Origin of the sequence: Nocardia sp. NPDC059229 (assembly GCF_042754165.1) — a bacterium.
GTDB lineage: Bacteria > Actinomycetota > Actinomycetes > Mycobacteriales > Mycobacteriaceae > Nocardia.
On record NZ_JBHZAK010000049.1, the window covers coordinates 1 to 18016 of the forward strand.

Below are 18016 nucleotides of genomic sequence, written 5' to 3' on the forward strand. Positions count from 1 at the left end.
GTGCTCGGCGACAGAACCCCGGCAGAGGCCATGAGAGACTGGCTGACAGGCTCATTGGCCAGCTGATTCGCAACCACGGATGGAAACCGCCCCGGCTATCCGTCCGAGTTTCTCGACGAGATCGTTCGCAGTTTCCAGCTCGACGGCAGCGGACGACTGCTCGACTTAGGCTGCGGCACAGGACAATTGACCGTCCCGCTGTCCAAACATGTCCGCGAAGCCGTCGGCGTGGATCCCGAACCCCAGATGCTGATCGAGGCTGCTGCATACACGGACTGGGCGGTCAGTTCATCGAGCCGGTCACTCTCGAAGTCCTCATCGCCACCAGACACTAGCGCTCGCAACGAACATCCTGTCTTGCCGCTTCCCCCGCGGACCAGACTGGCCAGCGCGGCGCCGACCGGGCCTGCTTCGTTCGGGTCCTTAGTTGAGCTCATCCTTAGCCGCTGCATCGATGAGCAGACCACGAACAGCGATCAGCGCGTCTTCCAGTGATGGAAGGACCTGGGTGTGACCCATGAAGCTCTCCTCAGCCGGGAAGTCGACGGACGACCTACCGGTTCATCCGCGGCTGAACGGCACATCCCAGAACGCGAGTTCGTGGCGCATGCCGGTCAGGAACAGCTCCTCCGCGTTGTCGCCGCCCGTCTCGTCGAGCATCTGGCCGCAGCGGGCGGTGAGCGCCGCGAAGCCGGGGTCGGCGTAGGTGTCGATCCAGCGCTGGTAGCGCGGGTCGGCGGGTGGGTTCTGGGCGAGGATGCCGCCGAGCGTCGAATAGCCCCACATGCAGGGGTAGAGGGCGGCCAGGCCGTCGGCGTAGTTCGCGGCCGAATCCAGCAGGAACGCAGTGTATTTCGTGCACGGCTCGCCCTTCACGGCGCCGTCGAGGTCGGCGCCGAACTCCGCGGCCAGACCGCGGTGCAGCGAGATTTCGTCGTGGAAAGTGGCGTGCGCGAGGTCGACCAGATCGCCGAGGTGGGCGGCGGGCGCCTGCCAGGCGAGGCGGGAGAAGACGCGGACGTAGTCGAGCAGGAACAGGTAGTCCTGTTCAAGCCAGGAGCGGAACACCGGCTCGGCGAGGTCGCCTTTCGCGATCCCCGCCACGGTCGGATGCGCAAGTTGCTCCTCGACCAGCGGGCGGCCGAGCTGCTCCAGATGTGCTGCAAGACTCATGCGAGAAGTCTCTCTTACTCGCCTGATCGCGTTGGCGGCGGTGTTGCGCCGGGTAGCGCTAGTTGCGCTTCGGCGGTCACGGTCTTCCTGTTCGGAACTCGACGACGCCGTCCCGGCCCTGGCCGCCGCCACGGCGGCACCATCCAGCCAACCGTGACTGGTCACCCGGTTTGAAGCGAATCCCTGTGATCCGCAGCGGTATCGAGTGATTCCGATTGCCTGCGGCAGCCGCCGCGCTGACCGAACCTCCAGCGCGGCGGCTCGGCATCGAGTACATCGTGCTGTCACTGCTGAACGACGTTCTGGGATGCGGCTTTTGTGCGGATGGGTCGGGCGGGGATCTTTCTGCCGCCGACGTAGGCGTAGGGGACGAGGTAGCCGAAATTGCGTCGACGGCCTTGTTGCAGCGGGACCGACTGCCAGGTGACGGCGCCGCCCACGCTGTCGTGCGGCTCCAGTCTGCGTGGCAGGGGTGGATCGGCGGATTTGTCGAAAGGCCTTGCGGCTCCGGCTCCGATCAGTGCTGTCATCGTGCCGAACCGGCGCATGCGCTGTTCGAGGCCCACGTTGTGGACGGTTGCGGCGAGACGGCCCGAGTTGGTCACTGTGAAGAAGAGTGTCAGGGTCAGTTTGCCGTCCGTGATGACCATGTCCACTGCCACGGCGGTGAACTTGATTCGCGCGCCTGAGCCGAACCAGGTCACCACCTGCCAGAGCAGAGCCAGTACCGACAGCGCGAGTGCTGACCATGCCACTACATCAGTCACGACACGACGATAGGTGGCCAACCGCCAGATGGCAGCGTGGACTGCGGAATTCGCAGCCGAATGTTTTTATGGCCTTGGTGCGCTTGGTGTTTCGTGGGATGAAAGTCGGTCTAGCAGCGTTCGTACTGGCGTGCGTAGTCCTTCGCCTCCGGTAGGAGGTCGAGGTCGGGTGACTGGCAACCGCCGACAGTCGTTGGATGCCAGTTCGGGAAAGTCCTGAATAATTCGGCGCATCGCCGCCGTGGCACGGCGGGGTTCCGACTCGGAGCCCGCTCGGACACTGATGGATTCGGGCCCGCCGTTGGTGGACCAGTGAATCTCCGCGCCGGTGTTGGCTGCTGATACTCGGGCCCAGTTGTATGCCGCGTTCGCCTCCAGCTCCACGTCCCCGAACCGCCAGCCCCCGAAGTAGGAGTCGGCCATCCGATTGATGCTGAGCATCCTCGAGTCGCGCTGATAGTTCGACGGAAGCTGCTGGGCACCCATGGCACGCACCACAGACGCGGCCTCGGTCGGTGTGGCGTCATCCTCGAGCTGCACGTCGAGTTTGGAGGTGTAGTACGAGTTGTCGCCGTATGGGTGGTACTGGAACGTATGTGACGCGTCGGCCACCCTCGGAAGGTCCTCGATGGCCGCCTCGATCACCTTCGACCAGCGGTCACGCTCGGCCTGATCGGGCCCTTTCGCGAAGATCGAACATCCGGTCAGCAGGACTGCCGCCATCATCAACACGATGGTGGGCACGGTGGAGCGCATAGTGTTGATCTATGACATGCCGCTGACCGCGCTGACCGAACCGGCCAGCGCGGCGCGGCGGAAGATCGACGGGCCGTTGCCGATCCGAGGCTGGCCAGTATCCGCACATGCCGATGAGCGACCGCCGAGGAGATCGGCCAGTGAGTCATCGGCGATCGCGGAGTTCAAGTGGCTGGCTGGCACGCGGCGGTGAGAGTCGGGTGCTTAACCAACCGATCGGGGCTGGGAACGTGGAACGCGTCCCGCAGGCCAACGATCCCCATGGCGGCCAACTTTGGACCGGCCACCGGCTGCACCGGCCGAGGCACCTGGAACCACCAGTTTTCCCAGTCGATGTCAGGAGGATGCCAGCCCGCGCGCAGTGCGAGCTGGTGCCCGGGATTGTGCAGCCCGGCGTTACGGTCCAGGTCGGCGTATGCGCCGAGTTCAGCGTGCAGCATGCCTTCGAACTGAACGAATTGGGCGAAGCCGGGCTGAGTGTCGGGTTCGTCGGCATCGATCAGAAGGATCGCCCCGTCGGGGAGGACGGCAAACTGGTCGGCTAGTCCACGCGCGAATTCGTCCCAGCTGGTCACAGGAGCCCCTTGTCCAGCCATTCCGGCCGTCTCGTCCCCGATGACAAATAGCGTGTTGGCTTGAAGTCCAGCCCCGGCATCGAATCTCCGATACATCGCGAGTTGTAATGTGCCGCAAAGACTACGAGCCTCCACTGACACTCTGCGCCTGGCCGACCTAGCGATTCCGACGAGGCTCGTGCTTGTCTGTCGCAGATCCGGAAGGTGTCGTCGCAGATCCGGTAGCCCCGAATCTGCTGGCGCACTTAGCCTTTCCCGACCGGCCACACTCGGGACAAACCCGATGGCTGGAGAGGGAGGACGACGCAATGACTACCAAAACCGCCGAATCCGGCGACGACACCGCCGTTCGCACCGCACGTCAGCTCGACGAGGCTGCCCTGCTTCTCGAGAACGGCGACGTCTACGCCGCGGAGGCTCTGATCATGTCCATGTCGCCCGGCGACATGACCGGTGCCATCACTGTCGCCGAGTCCTTGACTCGGCCGTCGTAGCCGCCGGCCTTTACCTAGTCAGACACCGCAGCCATCCAGTCCTGCGCGGGCTGGAGCGCGGTAACGAAGTCAGTCGACATCGACCAACCCCGGATAACGGGCGAGATTCGAGGCGGCCAGGTGCCCGAATCGAACCGGCCACGCCCGGCAGGAACCGGGTTCCGCCATGGCTCACACCGGCGCCGGAGACAGTGCCGGCGCCGAACAACATGGTGGTGGCGGCGCTGAACCAGCCAGCCACAGCCCAGTTGGGTCAACTGGCGGCAGGCCGTGCACAAGACGGTATTTCGAACCCACCGGTTGAGCGGTAGCGGTGTCGAAGCGGTCGAGACGGCTCCGCTCGGCGCGGTCACGTCAACGGCGAAGATCGAAGCCGAACATTCCGGCCCCGATACCGTCGAGGACCTTTTGCGGCTTCCGCCGCGCGTTCCTCCGCTCAGCTGCTCGTACAGGCAGTGTCCTGTAATGCCGCATACCCCACTGACCGAACCGGCCAGTGAGAGGCAGGCGAAGGTCAACTGGCCCTGCTGATCCGTCGCTGGCGGAATGCATCATTTTGCAGTGTGAGTACGGCCTGAATCCGTACGCCGAGGTGGAGTCGGAGGCTGAGCAAGATCGGTCAAGCGGGTTTCGGGGCCGCGTTGGCAGACTCGTCGTGTGGCCAAGACCGGACGAGATCGACTACGCGAACTGCTCGACGCGGTGCTGGACGAGAACAACACCACGCTCGGTGCGATGGCGGCTGATGCCTTCGTTTCGCCGTTCCATTTCACCCGGCAGTTCTCGCGCGGTACCGGCGAGCCGCCGGTGGCGCTGAAGCGGCGGGTGCTGCTGGAGCGGGCGGCGTGGGAGCTGTCGACGGGTAAGTCGGTGACCGACGTCGCGTTCGCGGCCGGGTACGACTCGGTGGAGGGTTTCAGCCGCGCGTTCAGCGCCGCCTTCGGGCATCCACCGAGCCTGACTCCCGCGGACGAGCGCCGACGGTGGTTGCCCACGAGCAATGGCATCCACTTTCACCCGCCCATGTCGCTGTGGGTGACGAGTGCGCCGAAAGAACAGGCCGTGCTGGATCCCACGACCCTGCTGATCCATCACGATATCGACGACACCCGCGAACTCCTCAGTATGGCAGCGCAACTCGACGAATCGCAGTACCGGCGGGTGCGATTTCCGGGCCTGCTGGTGGAGTCGTTCCGGGGGCCCGAGGAATCCATTGCCACCGTGCTCGCCCATCTCATCGAGTCGAAGGAGGTGTGGCTGGCCGCGATCGACGGCGAGGACATCCCGACGGCCGCCGACGACGCCCTCCCGGAATTGGTGAAACGCCATGAGCGCGTAGCGGTTCGGTGGCTGGATACCATCCGCGATCTCACCCGGCGTGGCGGGTGGGACGACACTCTGATCGATGCGCTGTGCGGGCCGCCGCAGAGCTTCGTCATCGGCAGCGTGATCGCCCACATCCTCAGCTACTCCACCCACCGCAGGTATCTCGTACGGCATTGGCTGCGAACCGAGTTATCCATCGCCGGAACCGAAATCGGAGACGGCGATCCCATCGAATGGCTACACCAGAGAGGATGACGTGACCTTCAAGACCGTCTACCACACCGCTACCAGCCTGGACGGCTTCCTGGCGACCCCCGACCACAACCTGGATTGGCTGCTGTCTCGTCAGGTCGACTGGGACGGCCCGCTGGGACTGAACCGGTTCGCGGCTGGTGCGGGCGCGATCGCCATGGGCTCGAGCACCTATCAATGGATCAATGAGAATTCCACCGAGCCCTGGCCTTACAACATGCCGACCTGGGTGTTCACCCATCGCGAGTTCCCGGCCTTCGACGACGGCCGCGACGTCCGATTGACCTCGAAGCCGGTGGCGGTCGTACACAAGGAGATGGCCGCGGCCGCCGACGGCAAAGACCTCTGGCTGATGGGCGGCGGCGAGCTGGTCGGCCAATTCGCTGATCAGGGCCTGCTGGACGAAATCATCGTCTCCATCGCCCCCGTCACGCTGGGCGCGGGCGCACCCCTGCTCCCCCGCCGTCTCGAACTGAAGACCACGGAAGTCGCCCATAACGGCGAATTCGCCTGCGTGCGTTACTCGGTCGTGCGCTGACGCCCCACCATCCCATTCATCGCGGTAAGGATTTCGGAACATGGCATACAAATTGTCGCGCAACGTGATTCGTGGCGCGTTTGGCGTGGTTGCGATGAGTGCGGCCGTCATCGGCGGCGCCGACTCTGCTTCAGCGGCCGCGGTGAGCGTCGAGCCGACAGCGGTTCCGGGTGCGGCGTTCCCGATCGGGTTGGGCAATACCGGGTCCAGCGGAACCGGGTCCGCCGGTGACGGATCGATCATCTGCTGGCTGCTCCACCCCAGCCCCACCTGCCAGATCTGACAGTGCTCAAAACACCATGCCGGCTTCGAGGATCCAGGAGATAAATGTGAGCAGACTGTGTCGGTATTGATTGTGGGAAACTGTACGGCAAGGCGTCGGACGAGTGCCGCGATCTGCTGATCTTCGTCATTTGCTGCCATGATTCATGGCTGTCCGCGACCCCCTGCGTCGTCAACTACCTGCATTCCCGGTTCGGGGAAGTATGTCATGTTCGATCGCGGATAGCACGGCAATCATGTTCCGTACCAGGCTGATTGGGGATGCCGCCCGGGGAGGGGGTTCCGGCGGCAACGGCGACTGCTCGCTCAAACTCAGCGTGGCCGAGAGCGGCTGCGGGCGGGTACACCTGAGCTGCCCCATCGCAATGCGAATACTGCAACGACACTCGGTCTCAGGTGAGTGGGTGACCGCGGCGCGTAGTGGGACGGCCGGGCTTGGTGTTGTCGCCATCGCGACCAGCCCCAGGTGTGGTCGGCACCCCACCTGGCTGCTCCGCTGGTCGACATGGCGACGAAGACATCAACGCCAGGCAAAACCCGCCCACTACCAGCGAAGACAGGCACTACATCGCACAGTGATGCTGGAGTTAGGTCAGGTACCATGCATCGGTCGAGACTGTGACCGCACCCGAGCTGCAAGCTAGAGGAGGCCACCCATGACTACTTCACAACAGTTCGAGTTTCCCCCGCGCGACGGTTTCGTGGTCACCCATTTCCTCGTCGTCTCTGACCAGGACAGATCGCGCGACTACTACCGGACCGTGTTCGGCGCCCAGGTTGTGCACGACCGTGACCCCGTCATCCTGCAGTTGGCCAACACTTGGCTGATCCTCAACGACGGCGGCGGTCCGACAGCGGACAAACCGACCGTAACCCTCACCACGCCGCAAGACCCCGACACGGTCAGCGCCTTCCTCAACATCCGCGTCGCCGACATCTACCGGTCGCAGCGCGAATGGGCCGCCCGAGGTGCGGATTTTCTGACCGAACCGGTCGACCACCCTCACGAACTCCGCGCCTACATCCGTGATCCCGACGGCCACCTCATTGAAGTTGGCCAATCGAAGGGGCCCTAATACGGCAACGACATTCAGGTGAGTGGGTGGGAGAGCCGGGCTTGGTGTTGTCGGCGGGGTCGCCAGCGTGACCAGGCCCAGGTGTGGTCGGCGGGATGGTGGCGGGTGAGGGCGAAGGCGATGAGCAGGCGGCGGATCTCCGGTAGTGTCAGGGCGATCATGTTTTCGCGAGGTTCGGTGAGTCCCCTTTTGCGGTAACGGTTTTCGATGCGGCCGAATGACCGCACTCGATACGTTGGCCAACGCTGTGGGCGAGCACCAGCCCCAGGTGCAGCCATCCGCTCTTGCCGCGTCCCGCGCGTTCTGCTCGGGCGGTTCGCCGGGACAGCGGCATCGTGGAGGCTGGCTACCCCTCCCGATCTCGATGTCACCTTCGCCGGTGAGGACCTCGTGCTCCGGCTGGCCGCCCTCGCCTACCTCGCCCGCTTCTCCGTGGTCTCGCGCTTCCACACCAAATCCGACCTGCGCCTGTACTTCTACTGGTGCACCGACCACCAGCTCACCCCACTGACCGTCGCCTTTCGGCCCGAGAGGAACATGACGAGTACTGAGATATCTATCCCATTGTGCGAAACGGCATTTCATGGCTTGCGCCAATGGCACTAGCCCACTGCCAACACCATGACCTGGGGTGGGCCACCTCTGATGACGGATCGAATGCATGACATGGCCGGTGAAGGTGGCCCGTGCGATCTCCCCGTTGTGCGAAGCGGCATATTATGTCCTCTGCGGCAGGCCAATAACGTCGGATTCATGGAATGGAATCTTCGGTCGGCAGAAGAACTGTTGGCGGCGTTGCGGGCCGGCGAGGTGACATCGGTGGAACTGACCGATGAGGCGATCGCTCGTATCGAGCGGGACGACAAAGTGATCAACGCGATCTGTGTGCCGGATTTCGACCGTGCGCGGGCCGCCGCAAGCCGTGCCGACCAGGCGCGCGCCCGGGGCGAGGACCGGCCGCTGCTCGGGATTCCGGTGACGGTCAAGGAGTCCTACAACATGGCCGGGCTGCCCACGACCTGGGGCATGCCGCAGCACGCGAACTATGTGCCGGCCGAGGACGCGGTACAGGTGTCGCGGTTGAAGGCGGCCGGCGCGGTGGTGCTCGGTAAGACCAATGTGCCGTTGATGCTGCGAGATATCCAGAGCTTCAACGAGATCTACGGCACCACCAACAACCCGTGGGATCACGGCCGCACGTCGGGCGGATCCTCCGGCGGATCGGCGGCGGCCCTGGCGTGCGGATTCGGCGCGCTGTCCATCGGCTCCGACCTCGCCGGTTCGCTGCGCACCCCCGCGCATTTCTGCGGTGTCTACGCGCACAAGCCGACACTCGGGCTGGCGCCGACCCGCGGCATGGTCGCGCCGCCCGCGCCGGCGTTGCCGATCGACCTCGACCTCGCCGTCGTCGGCCCGATGGCGCGCACCGCCCGCGACCTCGCGCTGCTGCTCGACGTGATGGCCGGACCGGACCCGCTGACCCACGGCGTCGCCTACGACGTCGCATTGCCGCCCGCGCGCCACGAGCGGCTGTCGGACTTCCGTGTCCTGATCATCGAGCACCATCCGCTCATTCCGACCGGATCGGCGGTGCGGGCGGGCGTGAACCGGGTCGCCGAGGCGCTGGTCGACGAGGGCGCCCGCGTCGAACGCCGCAGTCCGCTGCTGCCCGATCCGACCGAAGCGGCGACGCTCTACATGCAGCTGATGCTGTCGAACGCCGCCGCAAGTCTTTCCGTCGACGTGTACGAACAGCTGCAGACCCACGCCGCCGCCCTGAGCGCGGACGACCGGAGTCTCGATGCGGCGCGGCTGCGCGGCATGGTGCTCAGCCACCGCGACTGGGTCGAGGCGAACAACCGTCGCGAACTCCACCGCCACGGCTGGCGGCAGCTCTTCGCCGAGTTCGATGCCGTGGTGTGCCCCATCACGCCCACTCCCGCCTTCCCGCACGACCACAACGGAGGTCTGGAGAACCGGCACATCGACATCGACGGCGTCGAGTACCCGTACTTCGACCAGCTCGTCTGGGCCGGTGTGGCCACCATGCCCGGCCTGCCTGCCACCGCCATACCCGCGGGCCGGTCCCCCGAGGGGCTGCCGGTGGGAGTGCAGCTGATCGGTCCGATGTTCGAGGACCGCACCCCGCTGCGGCTGGCCGAACTACTCGAGCAGAAGATCGGCGGCTTCCAGGCGACGGCCGATATGTGATCTCGCCGGGGCGGCGCCCGGAGCTCTGGTCGCGGCCCCGGGCGCCTTGGATTCAGGGCTGTGCCGCCGAAAGGGGCGGACGGTGCTGCGCCCATGGCCGCAGTCGCTCGAATGCCGCTGCCGCACTGAGTACTTCGAAGTCAGCTCGGACGCGACCGGCGATCTGCAGGGCGACTGGGAGGCCTGTGGCAGTGAAGCCGGCGGGAACCGAGATCGCCGGAGCGGTGGTGAGGTTGAACGGGTAGGTAAGTAGCCAGCCCATCAGCTGTTGTCGCAGTGGCGTTCCCGCGAGCAAGTCCGGACAGAACTGATCGGCTGGGAATGCGGGTACTGCGGTCACCGGGGTCACGAGGTAGTCGAAGTCCCGCATGAAGTCGGTGTACTGGTCGACCATATGGCCGCGAGCGGCGTCGGCGCGCTGGATCTGCCGGGCGGTCAGACGGTCTCCCGCGTGCATGAGTTCGATCAGTTGCTCATCGACGTGGCCGGTTTCATGATCCCAATCGGTTACGTCGAGCATCGCCGAATAGAAGGGCGCCCACAACGCCTCCCATGCCACCCGGTCGGGGTCCTGCCAGCCCGGATCGGCTTCGACCACGGAGCAGCCGGCGTCGACGAAGGCGCCCAGCGCCTGTTCGCACAGGGCCAGGACCTCGGAATCGACGTCGGTACAGCCCAGATCTGGTGACCAGGCGATACGGGCGCCCGCGATGTCGACATCGAGGGCCGACAGGTAGTCGATATTCGAGTCTGGAAGCGAAAGCGGGTCTGCCGCATCGAATCCAGCCATTGTATTGAGCATCAGCGCGGCGTCGCCGACGGTGCGGGTGATGGGGCCATGGAATACGAAGTTCACGAATCGGCCTGCGGTTCGGGTCTGCGGGATTCGTCCCAGTGAGGGCTTCAAACCGACAACGCCGTTGAGCGCGGCGGGAATACGGATCGAACCGCCGCCGTCGGTTCCCTGCGCGAGCTGGCCCAGGCCCGCGGCGACGGCCGCGCCCGCGCCGCTGCTGGAGCCGCCCGCGGTCATACCCAGGTGCCACGGATTCACCGTGGTGCCGTAGAGATGATTGGAGGAAGTAGCCTTGTATCCGGCTTCGGCGACATTCGTTTTACCGAGGAACAGTCCGCCCGCGGACTTCAAACGCGCCGCGACAGGTTCGTCGCGCTGAGCGACGACCCCACGTTGGGCGACCACGCCCGAGGTGGTGGGTGTACCCGCTGCTCCGCAGACTTCCTTGAGGCTGTAGGGAATACCATGCAGCGGCGATATCGGGTCGCCACCGTCGGCCATATGCTCGGTGAGCGCCTTGGCATCACGCAGGACCCGGTCCGGATCGTGATAGACGAAGGCGTTCAACAGCGGGTCCACCCGCTCGATACGCCGCACCACGGCTTCGGCCACATCCAGGGGCGACACCTCCCGCGCAGCGATCCGCGCGGACAGTTCGACCGCCGACATCCAGCACAGCTCATCGTTGTCGGACATGTGGATTTCCTTTCTGATTGATATTCGAACTGTACAACTCCTCAGATGACCTGATGTGTTGCACGAAGGGGGTCACAGGTCTGCGACCAGGTCAAGCGAGCGAGCCCGTAGAGTCATATGAGGACCAGAGGAATCGCAGGGCCGTCTCACGTCGAGGCGCGGAATCAAGGAGGTCAGCGTTGTCGGTACGCCCCGTGCAGCACTCCTCGCTCGCCACGCAGGCCAGCGAGGAGCTGTCCCGCCTGATAACCAAGGGTGAGTGGCTGGTGGGGTCCCGCTTGCCCAATGAAACCGAGCTGAGCCTGTTGCTCGGGGTCGGGCGTTCGACCTGCCGGGAGGCCGTTCGCGCCCTGATCGCCTCCGGACAGCTGCAGTCCCGCCACGGGTCGGGAACCTACGTGGTGTCCGCGACCCCCGTGTCGGAATTCGACCGGCAGTTGCGCCGCTCCAACGTCGACGAGGTCTACGAAGTCCGATTGATGCTCGAGGTCGAGGCCGGTCGCCTGGCCGCGCGGCGCCGGACCGGACGCGACCTCGAGGAGCTGGAAACCGCTCTGCGGCAACGTGAGTCGGCCGCCGATCACGCGATCTTCATCGAAGCCGATTTACGGTTTCACACCGCGGTGGTGGCCGCGGCGCACAACGCTGTTCTCAGCACCGTCTACAGCTCACTGCGCGATGCATTGCGGTCCACGGCCGAGGAGGTCGTTGAGACCGCAGACTTCGGTGACTCCCGCTCGTCCCAGCGTGACGCCAAAGCGCACGCCGACCTCTTGGCCGCGATCGAAGCCGGTGACGCGCGCGCTGCGGGGACGGTCGCTCGACGGCAAATGACCTGCGTACTGCAAGCACACTCGAGTCGGACCGCGTAGCCGGGCCGAGACGGGCGGCGGGCGAAACCGCCTGGCGCGGCACGCCTCAACGTTCGGCGACGATCTCGAGTTCGCGGTCCGCCTCGGCTGTCGGGGCGAATTCGTTCTCGGGCACGCGATCGCGCAGCGTCCACGCCACCGCCGAGGCGGCGAGCAGTACGGCGACCGATGCCGTGATCGCGACTCGCGGTCCGGAATGATCGGCCAGTACCCCGAACGCGGGAGACATGACGCCACCGACCGACATCGCCAAGCCCAAGGTGACGCCACTGGCGGTCCCTGGACGGTTGGGCAGATAGTCCTGAGCCAGGGTCACCTGCGGAGCGAACGGCAGGAACATCGCGATACCCACCACCACGACCGCCACCAGGGCCACCGTCGTCGACGGAGCGCTCGCCAATCCCAGTAGCGCCACGGGCGCCAGCGCGAATCCCAGTCGCACCGCGGCGATGCGCCCCCACCTGTCGGCGACCAGGCCACCCAGCAGCGTGCCCACCGCGTCGCCGATCGTGAACAGCGACAGCGCAAGTGCGGCAATGGATGTCGAGCCACCCAGAGCGTCGAGCACGAAGGGCGAAACCAGTGTCAAGGCCGTCACGTACGGTATGGACCAGCACACTGTCACCAGCACCAGCCTCGCGAAAGCACGCCAATCGTCGACCAGAGCCGACCGAGCCGCCGCGACACACTCGTTCAACGGCGCCGCGAGATTGTAGCCGCGCAGCCGAGCCCACGGTCGCCGCGAAACCCACATCAGCGCGACTACCAGCGCGGGTACCGTCAGCAGGACACTTCCCGACAGCCCGAACCGTCCCACCACCAGAGTGACGAACGGCGGCGCAAGCGCCGCGCCCACCGTGCCGCCGACCGAGAAGGCGCTCATCGCGACCTGTGATCGGCCACCGGCAGCGCGCGCCTCGTTTGTCGCAGGCGGGTGATACGCGGCGATTCCGATACCCGCTGCCGCCATACACAACCAGGTGACCCAATAGCTCGAGCCGAGCCCCGCCCCGGCGGTGCCCGCCGCAGCCAACAGAAACCCGCCTGGAATGAGCCATCCACGATGTTTCCGGTCGACGACCATCCCGAAGATCGGCTGCACCACACTCGACAATCCCGTGGCCGCCAGGGTGATTCCGGCGACTGCCGAATAGCTGTACCCGCGCTCGAGCATCATGAACGGCAGCAGCGCAGGCACCGCGCCCTGATACAGATCATTCACCGCATGGGTACCCGCGAGAAACGCAACTTGACCCCGTTTCAAAACAACTCCTCACAACATCGCGACTCGACGGCGCTGCGGACATACGCGCCCGCAAGGAACAGGAAAAGCGGTGCCAGCCAGCGGATCACGCCGCACCTGCCCGCCCATCAAATCACTCAGGTCATCTGAGGACTTTGACGCTAGCAGCTCTCCTCACCCGAAATAAGGCTCACCTCACATGATGTGCCCTAGATCACATTTCGACGGCCTAGACAGCCAACACAAACTGCAGGTTGTCATGGGGGTCGGCCGACAGTTCGCCACACAGCCTTCGGCGCGAGCTTCGTGGTAGGCGCGGTGGAACCCTTGCCGCGGATGACCTCGCGCCCATTCGCGCAGCCAATCACGCAGTGCCGCATCGGGATCGGCGGCTGTTGCGCGGCCGGAGGGCGGCGTTAGGTGCTTCGGTGTTGCCCGGTGACCCGGCAGGCGAACCGTTCGCTCACCTCGGGCACGCGCATCAGATGCGCGACGGCCGCGCGCCGGCGTTCCGGGTCTAGAAGTTCCCTTGGCGATCTCCTTCAAAGCCGCCTTCTCCAGCTCGGCCTCGGCGAGAGGCCTTTTCAGGGTGGAGTTTTCGCGTACGAGGTCCTTCAACCGTTTGGCGTCGTCGGCCTCGAGCCCGCCACACTGGTTTCGCTAGCGGTAGTAGGTGGCCTCGGTGATCTGCAGCGTCCGGCACACGTCGGCGACGTCCTTGCCCTCGCCCAGCAGCCGATCGGCCTCGCCCAGCTTGCGCACGACCTGCTCGGGGGGTGTGCCTCTGGCGTGTTGCCATGGTTTTCGAGCCTTCCTGCCCACTTCGTGGGCCGGAAGGGCTCTCACACTCCCCGGACCGAGATCATGGGGTCAGGTCAGGGGAGATCGTTGGTGTCGCGTTGGCAGGTGAGGTCGGCATCGGGGAGGGTGCCGTCACGGAAGTAGGTATTGACGACCTCGTTCACGCAATGGCTCATGTTGGAGCCGAGGACGCCGTGAACGCGGGTGTCTGCGAGTGTGACCATTCGTGACGCTGTCAGGTCCTGGTGCAATGCAAGGCCCCCCTGGTAGGGGGTGCGGGTGTCGCGGGTGGCCTGCAGGATCAGGGCTGGTGTCGGGTTGTGCACGGCGGTGGGTGGCTCGACCGGGTCCGGCCAGAACGCGCATGCGGTGATGTTGTTGGCGAACGCGCCGAACACCGGTTGGGTTGCACGGACGCTTTCGATATTGCGGCGATACCAGGCCAGATCCCGGGGTGCGGCCTTGTCGCCGCAGAGGACCGCGGCCATGCCCGAGGCATCCAGCGGAACGGGACCGCTGACCTTCGCTTTCAGCTGCTCCATGTCGATGGGCAGCCCGGACACTGCGTCGGCCAGGGTCCGCACGAGCTCGGCGAGGCTGGTGTTCTTCTTCGGATTCGACAACAGCGACAGCAGCATCATCGGAGCGGTGTGTTCATCGATGAGATAGCCGTTGCCGATGACCGGATGCGTGGCGGCACGTCGGATCATGTCCTCGACAAAGGCTCGGACCTGCGGTCCGCTGCTGCCGAAGTGGTAGTCGGCGTCGTGGCGGGCCGCCCAGATCGCCCAGTCGTCGAGCCCGGCCTCGTTGACGGCGCCCATGTCCTGGTACGTGCCGACCCCGTAGCGGTCCGGGTCGATGGCGCTGTCCAGCACGATCCGGTCACTGTGCTGAGGGAACATCTGCGTGTACACCGCGCCCAGGTAGGTGCCGTAGGAGTCGCCGTAATAGTTGAGCTCACGTTCGCCGAATGCGCTGCGGATGACATCCATGTCGCGGGCGGTATTGCGGGTGGTGATGGACCGAGCCTTCTCGGGATCGGGTATTACGCAGGAAGCAGCGAACGCGGCGGCCAGGGTGGCGTCGCGCGCGTAGCCGAAGGCGTCGAAGCCGGCCGAGAACAACATGCTGGGCAGCGGCAGCGCACAACTCATTCGGTCCGATCGGCCGATACCACGCGGGTCCATGCCGATCAGGTCGTACCGGGCGCGGACATCCGGTGTGAGCCGATCCCGGAGGTCGGCGATCATGCTCAGGCCCGGACCGCCGGGACCGCCGGGGTTGGACAGCATGATCCCGCGTCTGCGGGCTGGGTCGGTGGCCGGGATACGCGAGATCGCTACGGTCAGCGTGCGCGAGTCGGGTCGGTTGTAGTCGAGCGGTACGACAACGCCCGCGCACTGAGCCCCCGCACCGTCGAGCACCGCATCGTTACACGGCGTCCAGTTCAGCGGCTGGTGATAGAACGACTCCAGCCCACCCGGGATGTCGTCGACCGGATCGGCGCTTGCCGGTCCCATGGGCAACGTGGCGAATGCAGCTGCCGATATGACTCCCAAAACGAGCCATCGTAGCCATGTTGTAACCATCGCATCTCCTGCTCGCGACCTCCGTGTACGCATCCCTGATTCCGCCGCACAGCCATTTTCGGGGTCTCGGACCAGCACCCTACTGCCGTTTGCTGAAACCGGCTCGGCGAGGCAGAGATTCTCAGGAACGTCACACATGCTTGCCCGGTCACATCATGGTTGGGCCTCCGACATCCGGTTTTGCCGGGCGCGCGACGTGCACGGCTCACAGGCCGGCGCGATAGCAGCGTATGCCAAGCAATAGCCCGCCGCGTCGAGACCGGGCACCCGCGCTCGTATCCGCTCGGTCCGGCGAACCTTCTCCGCCGTACTGGGCGGCCTCGACCGTCGTTGGAAAATTGCAGATGCAGATGCGGGATCGTTATGTTACCGTGACCTAGATCTCGAATTGATACGACTGGTTGTGCGGGCCCCGAGTGCCTGCGCGTCGGATGGTTGGACGCGGGAGGCGTGATGGAATCCCGGCATATGTTGTCGACATATCGGAAAAATGTTTGCCGCACAGCGTATTCGGCAACCGATACGCCCGGCCTGCTGGTTGGCGGCACGCCCGGGCAGCCAGTGAGGTGGTGGCGGATCGGCCTGCAATGGCTTGCGGCCCTCACACTCGCCATGATCGTGCTGCCGTCAGCATTGTCGATGCCGGTCGCGCAAGCCGCTTCGCTGTCCCCTGGTGACGATCCCTTCTATGCCGCACCCCCCGATCTCGCCTCACATCCGAACGGCGCGGTACTCGGAGCGCGGACGATCCCACTGCTCGGTCTGCCGATACCAGTGACTGCATGGCAATTGCGTTATCGCACAACCGATTCCGAAGAGCATCCGCAGCTGAACGTGACCACGGTGCTGGTGCCACCGGTGCCCTATAACGGGCCGCGGCCGGTGTTGTCGTACCAGGTACCCGAGAACAGTCTCGACACCCGGTGCGCGCCGTCGGTCACGCTGCGCGGCGGAAGCGACAACGACATGGCGAGCGCCATGCAGGATGCGCCGTTCATCGCGGACGCACTGCTGCGGGGATGGGCCGTCGTGGTCAGCGATTACGAAGGGCCGCAGTCCCGGCTCTTCGACGGCGTGACATCCGGGCGTGGAGTTCTGGACGGAATCCGGGCCGCGCGGTCGTTCTCGCCGGCCGGCATCGATACCTCGAGCCCAATCGGCGCCTGGGGATACTCGGCCGGAGCCTTCGCCACCCTGTGGGCCACACAGTTGCGTCGGGAATACGCACCAGACGTGCAATTAGTCGGCACCAGCGCCGGCGGAATCCCCACCGATCTCCCGGCCGTAGCACAACGCGCCGACAGCGCCGCGGGGGCGATACTGATCCTGCTCGGGCTGGCCCGCAATGAACCCGCCTCCCGATTGGCCGACTTGTTGAACGACCGGGGCCGCCGCGCGCTGCTTGGCGCGGACACCTCCGGCTGTGGCGCGGATCTGTCTCAGGAATACTCCGACATCCATGTCGACGATCTCGCCACAGTCCCGAACCTGTTGGCGCAGCCCGCTTTCCGCAACGCCGCCCTGCCCAATGAACTCGGCCGCACCGTCCCCGACACCCCGCTGTACCTGTACCACAGCGTCGCCGACGAGAAGATCCCCGTTGCCGGCTACACCGCCCTCGTCGATACCTACTGCGCTCGGGGCGCCACCCTCACCGCGATCCACTCGCTGTTCCCGACGCACATCGGAGCCGCCGCGGGCGAAGCATTCGGCGGCATGAACTTCCTCGCCGACCGCTTCGCAGGCACCCCGCAAGCCGCGGGGTGTGTGGTGGAGTAAGCGCCGGCTCACCGGGTACCCTCGCCGGGCCGTTGGCCGGACTCACCTTCGCGACGTTCAACCTCAGAGTCGCCGCCGGTGCCGTCGCGGTAGTGTGCGCGATCTTGACGGTCGCGCAACTGTTCGCAAGCCGAGCCACCATGCCGAGCGGACATCGGTGCTGCAGCTCCCGCGCACCATCGTGGGCAAGCAGCGGTTTGTGCGTTCGCGGTGGCGACAATCGGCCCGTCCAGGCTAGCGGCGATCTGCTCGAGGGCGGTGTCGACGGATCAGTTGGAGCACATTCTCGCGTTGGGGCACGCGCAGGGAAGCCTGCGCGAGGACGCGACTGGTATGGATATCACGGTCTTGGTGTCTGAAGTGGCGCGGGCATTTATCGACCTCGGCATCCGCGACGCCGATGTCTGGCGCCGCTACGCGCGGCTCGCCCTGGCGGCTGTGCGTGCTCTCGCCCAACGAATTCACCAATCAAAAGGCCGGTTCGGTTGCCGTGAGTGTTTTATTACCCGGTTCATAGAAGTGGGTGGCGTTTACCCGACAGGCTGCGGCATCAATGGCGGCTCGCAGCGGTGTGCCCGGCCTCCCCAGTAGCGCCCAGGTGATCGCGATTGCATGGATCGTGCTTGTGCCACTCTCGACCAGGAAGGTTTGGACCGCTTGCATCCCGTCGTTTGCGAGGATGGGGCGGCACTTGTCAACGGCATGCCAATCCTGATCACTTCGCAGCGCCCGAATTCTGACCCCTCTCCGGTCGGGTTGGGTTGATGGTTCAGTCTTCAGTTGTGCC

General features: G+C 65.4%; 17 protein-coding genes and 2 pseudogenes. 9 read left to right on the forward strand and 10 right to left on the reverse strand.

Features of this window, described 5'->3' with window-relative positions; genetic code table 11:
• Positions 1 to 120 precede the first annotated feature (120 nt).
• Positions 121 to 258: pseudogene (locus tag ACFXHE_RS43390) on the forward strand (methyltransferase domain-containing protein); the annotation flags it as partial.
• Positions 259 to 561: 303 nt separating this feature from the next.
• Here ACFXHE_RS43390 and ACFXHE_RS43395 read toward each other — a convergent pair.
• The 4 genes from ACFXHE_RS43395 to ACFXHE_RS43410 form a co-directional block, all read right to left on the reverse strand.
• Entirely contained in the window at positions 562 to 1173 is a 612-nt protein-coding gene (locus ACFXHE_RS43395) for a TenA family protein (RefSeq protein WP_379391514.1), read from the reverse strand.
• A 284-nt stretch (positions 1174 to 1457) separates the two neighbouring features.
• Complete coding sequence (locus ACFXHE_RS43400; RefSeq protein WP_379391516.1) at positions 1458 to 1961, reverse strand: hypothetical protein; 504 nt, start codon at positions 1959 to 1961, stop codon at positions 1458 to 1460.
• A 45-nt stretch (positions 1962 to 2006) separates the two neighbouring features.
• Positions 2007 to 2696, reverse strand: a complete 690-nt coding sequence (locus ACFXHE_RS43405) for a hypothetical protein (RefSeq protein WP_379391518.1) — start codon at positions 2694 to 2696, stop codon at positions 2007 to 2009.
• A 164-nt stretch (positions 2697 to 2860) separates the two neighbouring features.
• Positions 2861 to 3271 carry a hypothetical protein gene (locus ACFXHE_RS43410; protein WP_379391520.1) on the reverse strand — a complete coding sequence of 137 codons (411 nt, stop codon included), beginning with the start codon at positions 3269 to 3271 and terminating at the stop codon, positions 2861 to 2863.
• Positions 3272 to 3579: 308 nt separating this feature from the next.
• Here ACFXHE_RS43410 and ACFXHE_RS43415 point away from each other — a divergent pair, with 308 nt between their 5' ends.
• The 5 genes from ACFXHE_RS43415 (at position 3580) to ACFXHE_RS43435 (ending at position 7239) form a co-directional block, all read left to right on the forward strand.
• On the forward strand, positions 3580 to 3765 hold the full coding sequence (locus tag ACFXHE_RS43415; RefSeq protein ID WP_354845584.1) for a hypothetical protein: 186 nt from the start codon (positions 3580 to 3582) through the stop codon (positions 3763 to 3765).
• Between the two features lie 657 nt (positions 3766 to 4422).
• Positions 4423 to 5346: a helix-turn-helix domain-containing protein gene (locus ACFXHE_RS43420; protein ID WP_379391522.1), complete on the forward strand. Its 924-nt coding sequence runs from the start codon at positions 4423 to 4425 to the stop codon at positions 5344 to 5346.
• A gap of 1 nt (position 5347) precedes the next feature.
• On the forward strand, positions 5348 to 5881 hold the full coding sequence (locus tag ACFXHE_RS43425; protein ID WP_379391524.1) for a dihydrofolate reductase family protein: 534 nt from the start codon (positions 5348 to 5350) through the stop codon (positions 5879 to 5881).
• Between the two features lie 40 nt (positions 5882 to 5921).
• Entirely contained in the window at positions 5922 to 6164 is a 243-nt protein-coding gene (locus ACFXHE_RS43430; protein WP_379391526.1) for a hypothetical protein, read from the forward strand.
• A 700-nt stretch (positions 6165 to 6864) separates the two neighbouring features.
• Complete coding sequence (locus ACFXHE_RS43435; RefSeq protein ID WP_379391528.1) at positions 6865 to 7239, forward strand: VOC family protein; 375 nt, start codon at positions 6865 to 6867, stop codon at positions 7237 to 7239.
• Between the two features lie 14 nt (positions 7240 to 7253).
• Here ACFXHE_RS43435 and ACFXHE_RS43440 read toward each other — a convergent pair whose 3' ends face one another.
• On the reverse strand, positions 7254 to 7400 hold the full coding sequence (locus ACFXHE_RS43440; protein ID WP_379391530.1) for a hypothetical protein: 147 nt from the start codon (positions 7398 to 7400) through the stop codon (positions 7254 to 7256).
• Positions 7401 to 7884: 484 nt separating this feature from the next.
• Between ACFXHE_RS43440 and ACFXHE_RS43445 the strand changes: the two genes are divergently transcribed.
• Complete coding sequence (locus tag ACFXHE_RS43445; RefSeq protein ID WP_379391532.1) at positions 7885 to 9450, forward strand: amidase; 1566 nt, start codon at positions 7885 to 7887, stop codon at positions 9448 to 9450.
• A 52-nt stretch (positions 9451 to 9502) separates the two neighbouring features.
• On the opposite strand, the gene ACFXHE_RS43450 is transcribed toward ACFXHE_RS43445, so the two are convergent.
• Positions 9503 to 10942, reverse strand: coding sequence for an amidase (locus ACFXHE_RS43450; RefSeq protein WP_379391534.1), 1440 nt, complete (start codon positions 10940 to 10942; stop codon positions 9503 to 9505).
• Positions 10943 to 11121: 179 nt separating this feature from the next.
• On the opposite strand from ACFXHE_RS43450, the gene ACFXHE_RS43455 reads away from it, so the two are divergent.
• Positions 11122 to 11814, forward strand: a complete 693-nt coding sequence (locus tag ACFXHE_RS43455) for a FadR/GntR family transcriptional regulator (RefSeq protein WP_379391536.1) — start codon at positions 11122 to 11124, stop codon at positions 11812 to 11814.
• A gap of 46 nt (positions 11815 to 11860) precedes the next feature.
• Here the strand turns inward: ACFXHE_RS43455 and ACFXHE_RS43460 are convergent, their stop codons facing one another.
• The 3 genes and pseudogenes from ACFXHE_RS43460 to ACFXHE_RS43470 all read right to left on the reverse strand — a co-directional run bounded on the left by ACFXHE_RS43460 (position 11861) and on the right by ACFXHE_RS43470 (position 15381).
• Positions 11861 to 13036, reverse strand: coding sequence for an MFS transporter (locus ACFXHE_RS43460; protein WP_379391538.1), 1176 nt, complete (start codon positions 13034 to 13036; stop codon positions 11861 to 11863).
• 297 nt (positions 13037 to 13333) lie between these two features.
• Positions 13334 to 13856, reverse strand: a pseudogene (locus ACFXHE_RS43465) (transposase); the annotation flags it as partial.
• Between the two features lie 76 nt (positions 13857 to 13932).
• Positions 13933 to 15381 (reverse strand): alpha/beta hydrolase, encoded by a 1449-nt coding sequence (locus ACFXHE_RS43470; RefSeq protein WP_379391540.1) that lies wholly within the window; start codon positions 15379 to 15381, stop codon positions 13933 to 13935.
• A 681-nt stretch (positions 15382 to 16062) separates the two neighbouring features.
• Here ACFXHE_RS43470 and ACFXHE_RS43475 point away from each other — a divergent pair.
• A complete protein-coding gene (locus ACFXHE_RS43475; RefSeq protein WP_379391542.1) occupies positions 16063 to 17229 on the forward strand; it encodes a lipase family protein in 1167 nt (388 codons plus the stop codon).
• Positions 17230 to 17697: 468 nt separating this feature from the next.
• On the opposite strand, the gene ACFXHE_RS43480 is transcribed toward ACFXHE_RS43475, so the two are convergent.
• On the reverse strand, positions 17698 to 18016 hold a 319-nt coding region (locus tag ACFXHE_RS43480), incomplete at its 5' end, for a hypothetical protein (protein WP_379391544.1).

What these genes read in the sequence shown, in the direction of transcription:
- ACFXHE_RS43395 (WP_379391514.1), bottom strand. Translation starts at nt 1,173, where the DNA reads ATGAGTCTTGCAGCACATCTGGAGCAGCTCGGCCGCCCGCTGGTCGAG.
- ACFXHE_RS43405 (WP_379391518.1), bottom strand. Translation starts at nt 2,696, where the DNA reads ATGCGCTCCACCGTGCCCACCATCGTGTTGATGATGGCGGCAGTCCTG.
- ACFXHE_RS43415 (WP_354845584.1), top strand. Translation starts at nt 3,580, where the DNA reads ATGACTACCAAAACCGCCGAATCCGGCGACGACACCGCCGTTCGCACC.
- ACFXHE_RS43430 (WP_379391526.1), top strand. Translation starts at nt 5,922, where the DNA reads ATGGCATACAAATTGTCGCGCAACGTGATTCGTGGCGCGTTTGGCGTG.
- ACFXHE_RS43440 (WP_379391530.1), bottom strand. Translation starts at nt 7,400, where the DNA reads ATGATCGCCCTGACACTACCGGAGATCCGCCGCCTGCTCATCGCCTTC.
- ACFXHE_RS43445 (WP_379391532.1), top strand. Translation starts at nt 7,885, where the DNA reads ATGACGGATCGAATGCATGACATGGCCGGTGAAGGTGGCCCGTGCGAT.
- ACFXHE_RS43450 (WP_379391534.1), bottom strand. Translation starts at nt 10,942, where the DNA reads ATGTCCGACAACGATGAGCTGTGCTGGATGTCGGCGGTCGAACTGTCC.
- ACFXHE_RS43470 (WP_379391540.1), bottom strand. Translation starts at nt 15,381, where the DNA reads ATGGGACCGGCAAGCGCCGATCCGGTCGACGACATCCCGGGTGGGCTG.
- ACFXHE_RS43475 (WP_379391542.1), top strand. Translation starts at nt 16,063, where the DNA reads ATGATCGTGCTGCCGTCAGCATTGTCGATGCCGGTCGCGCAAGCCGCT.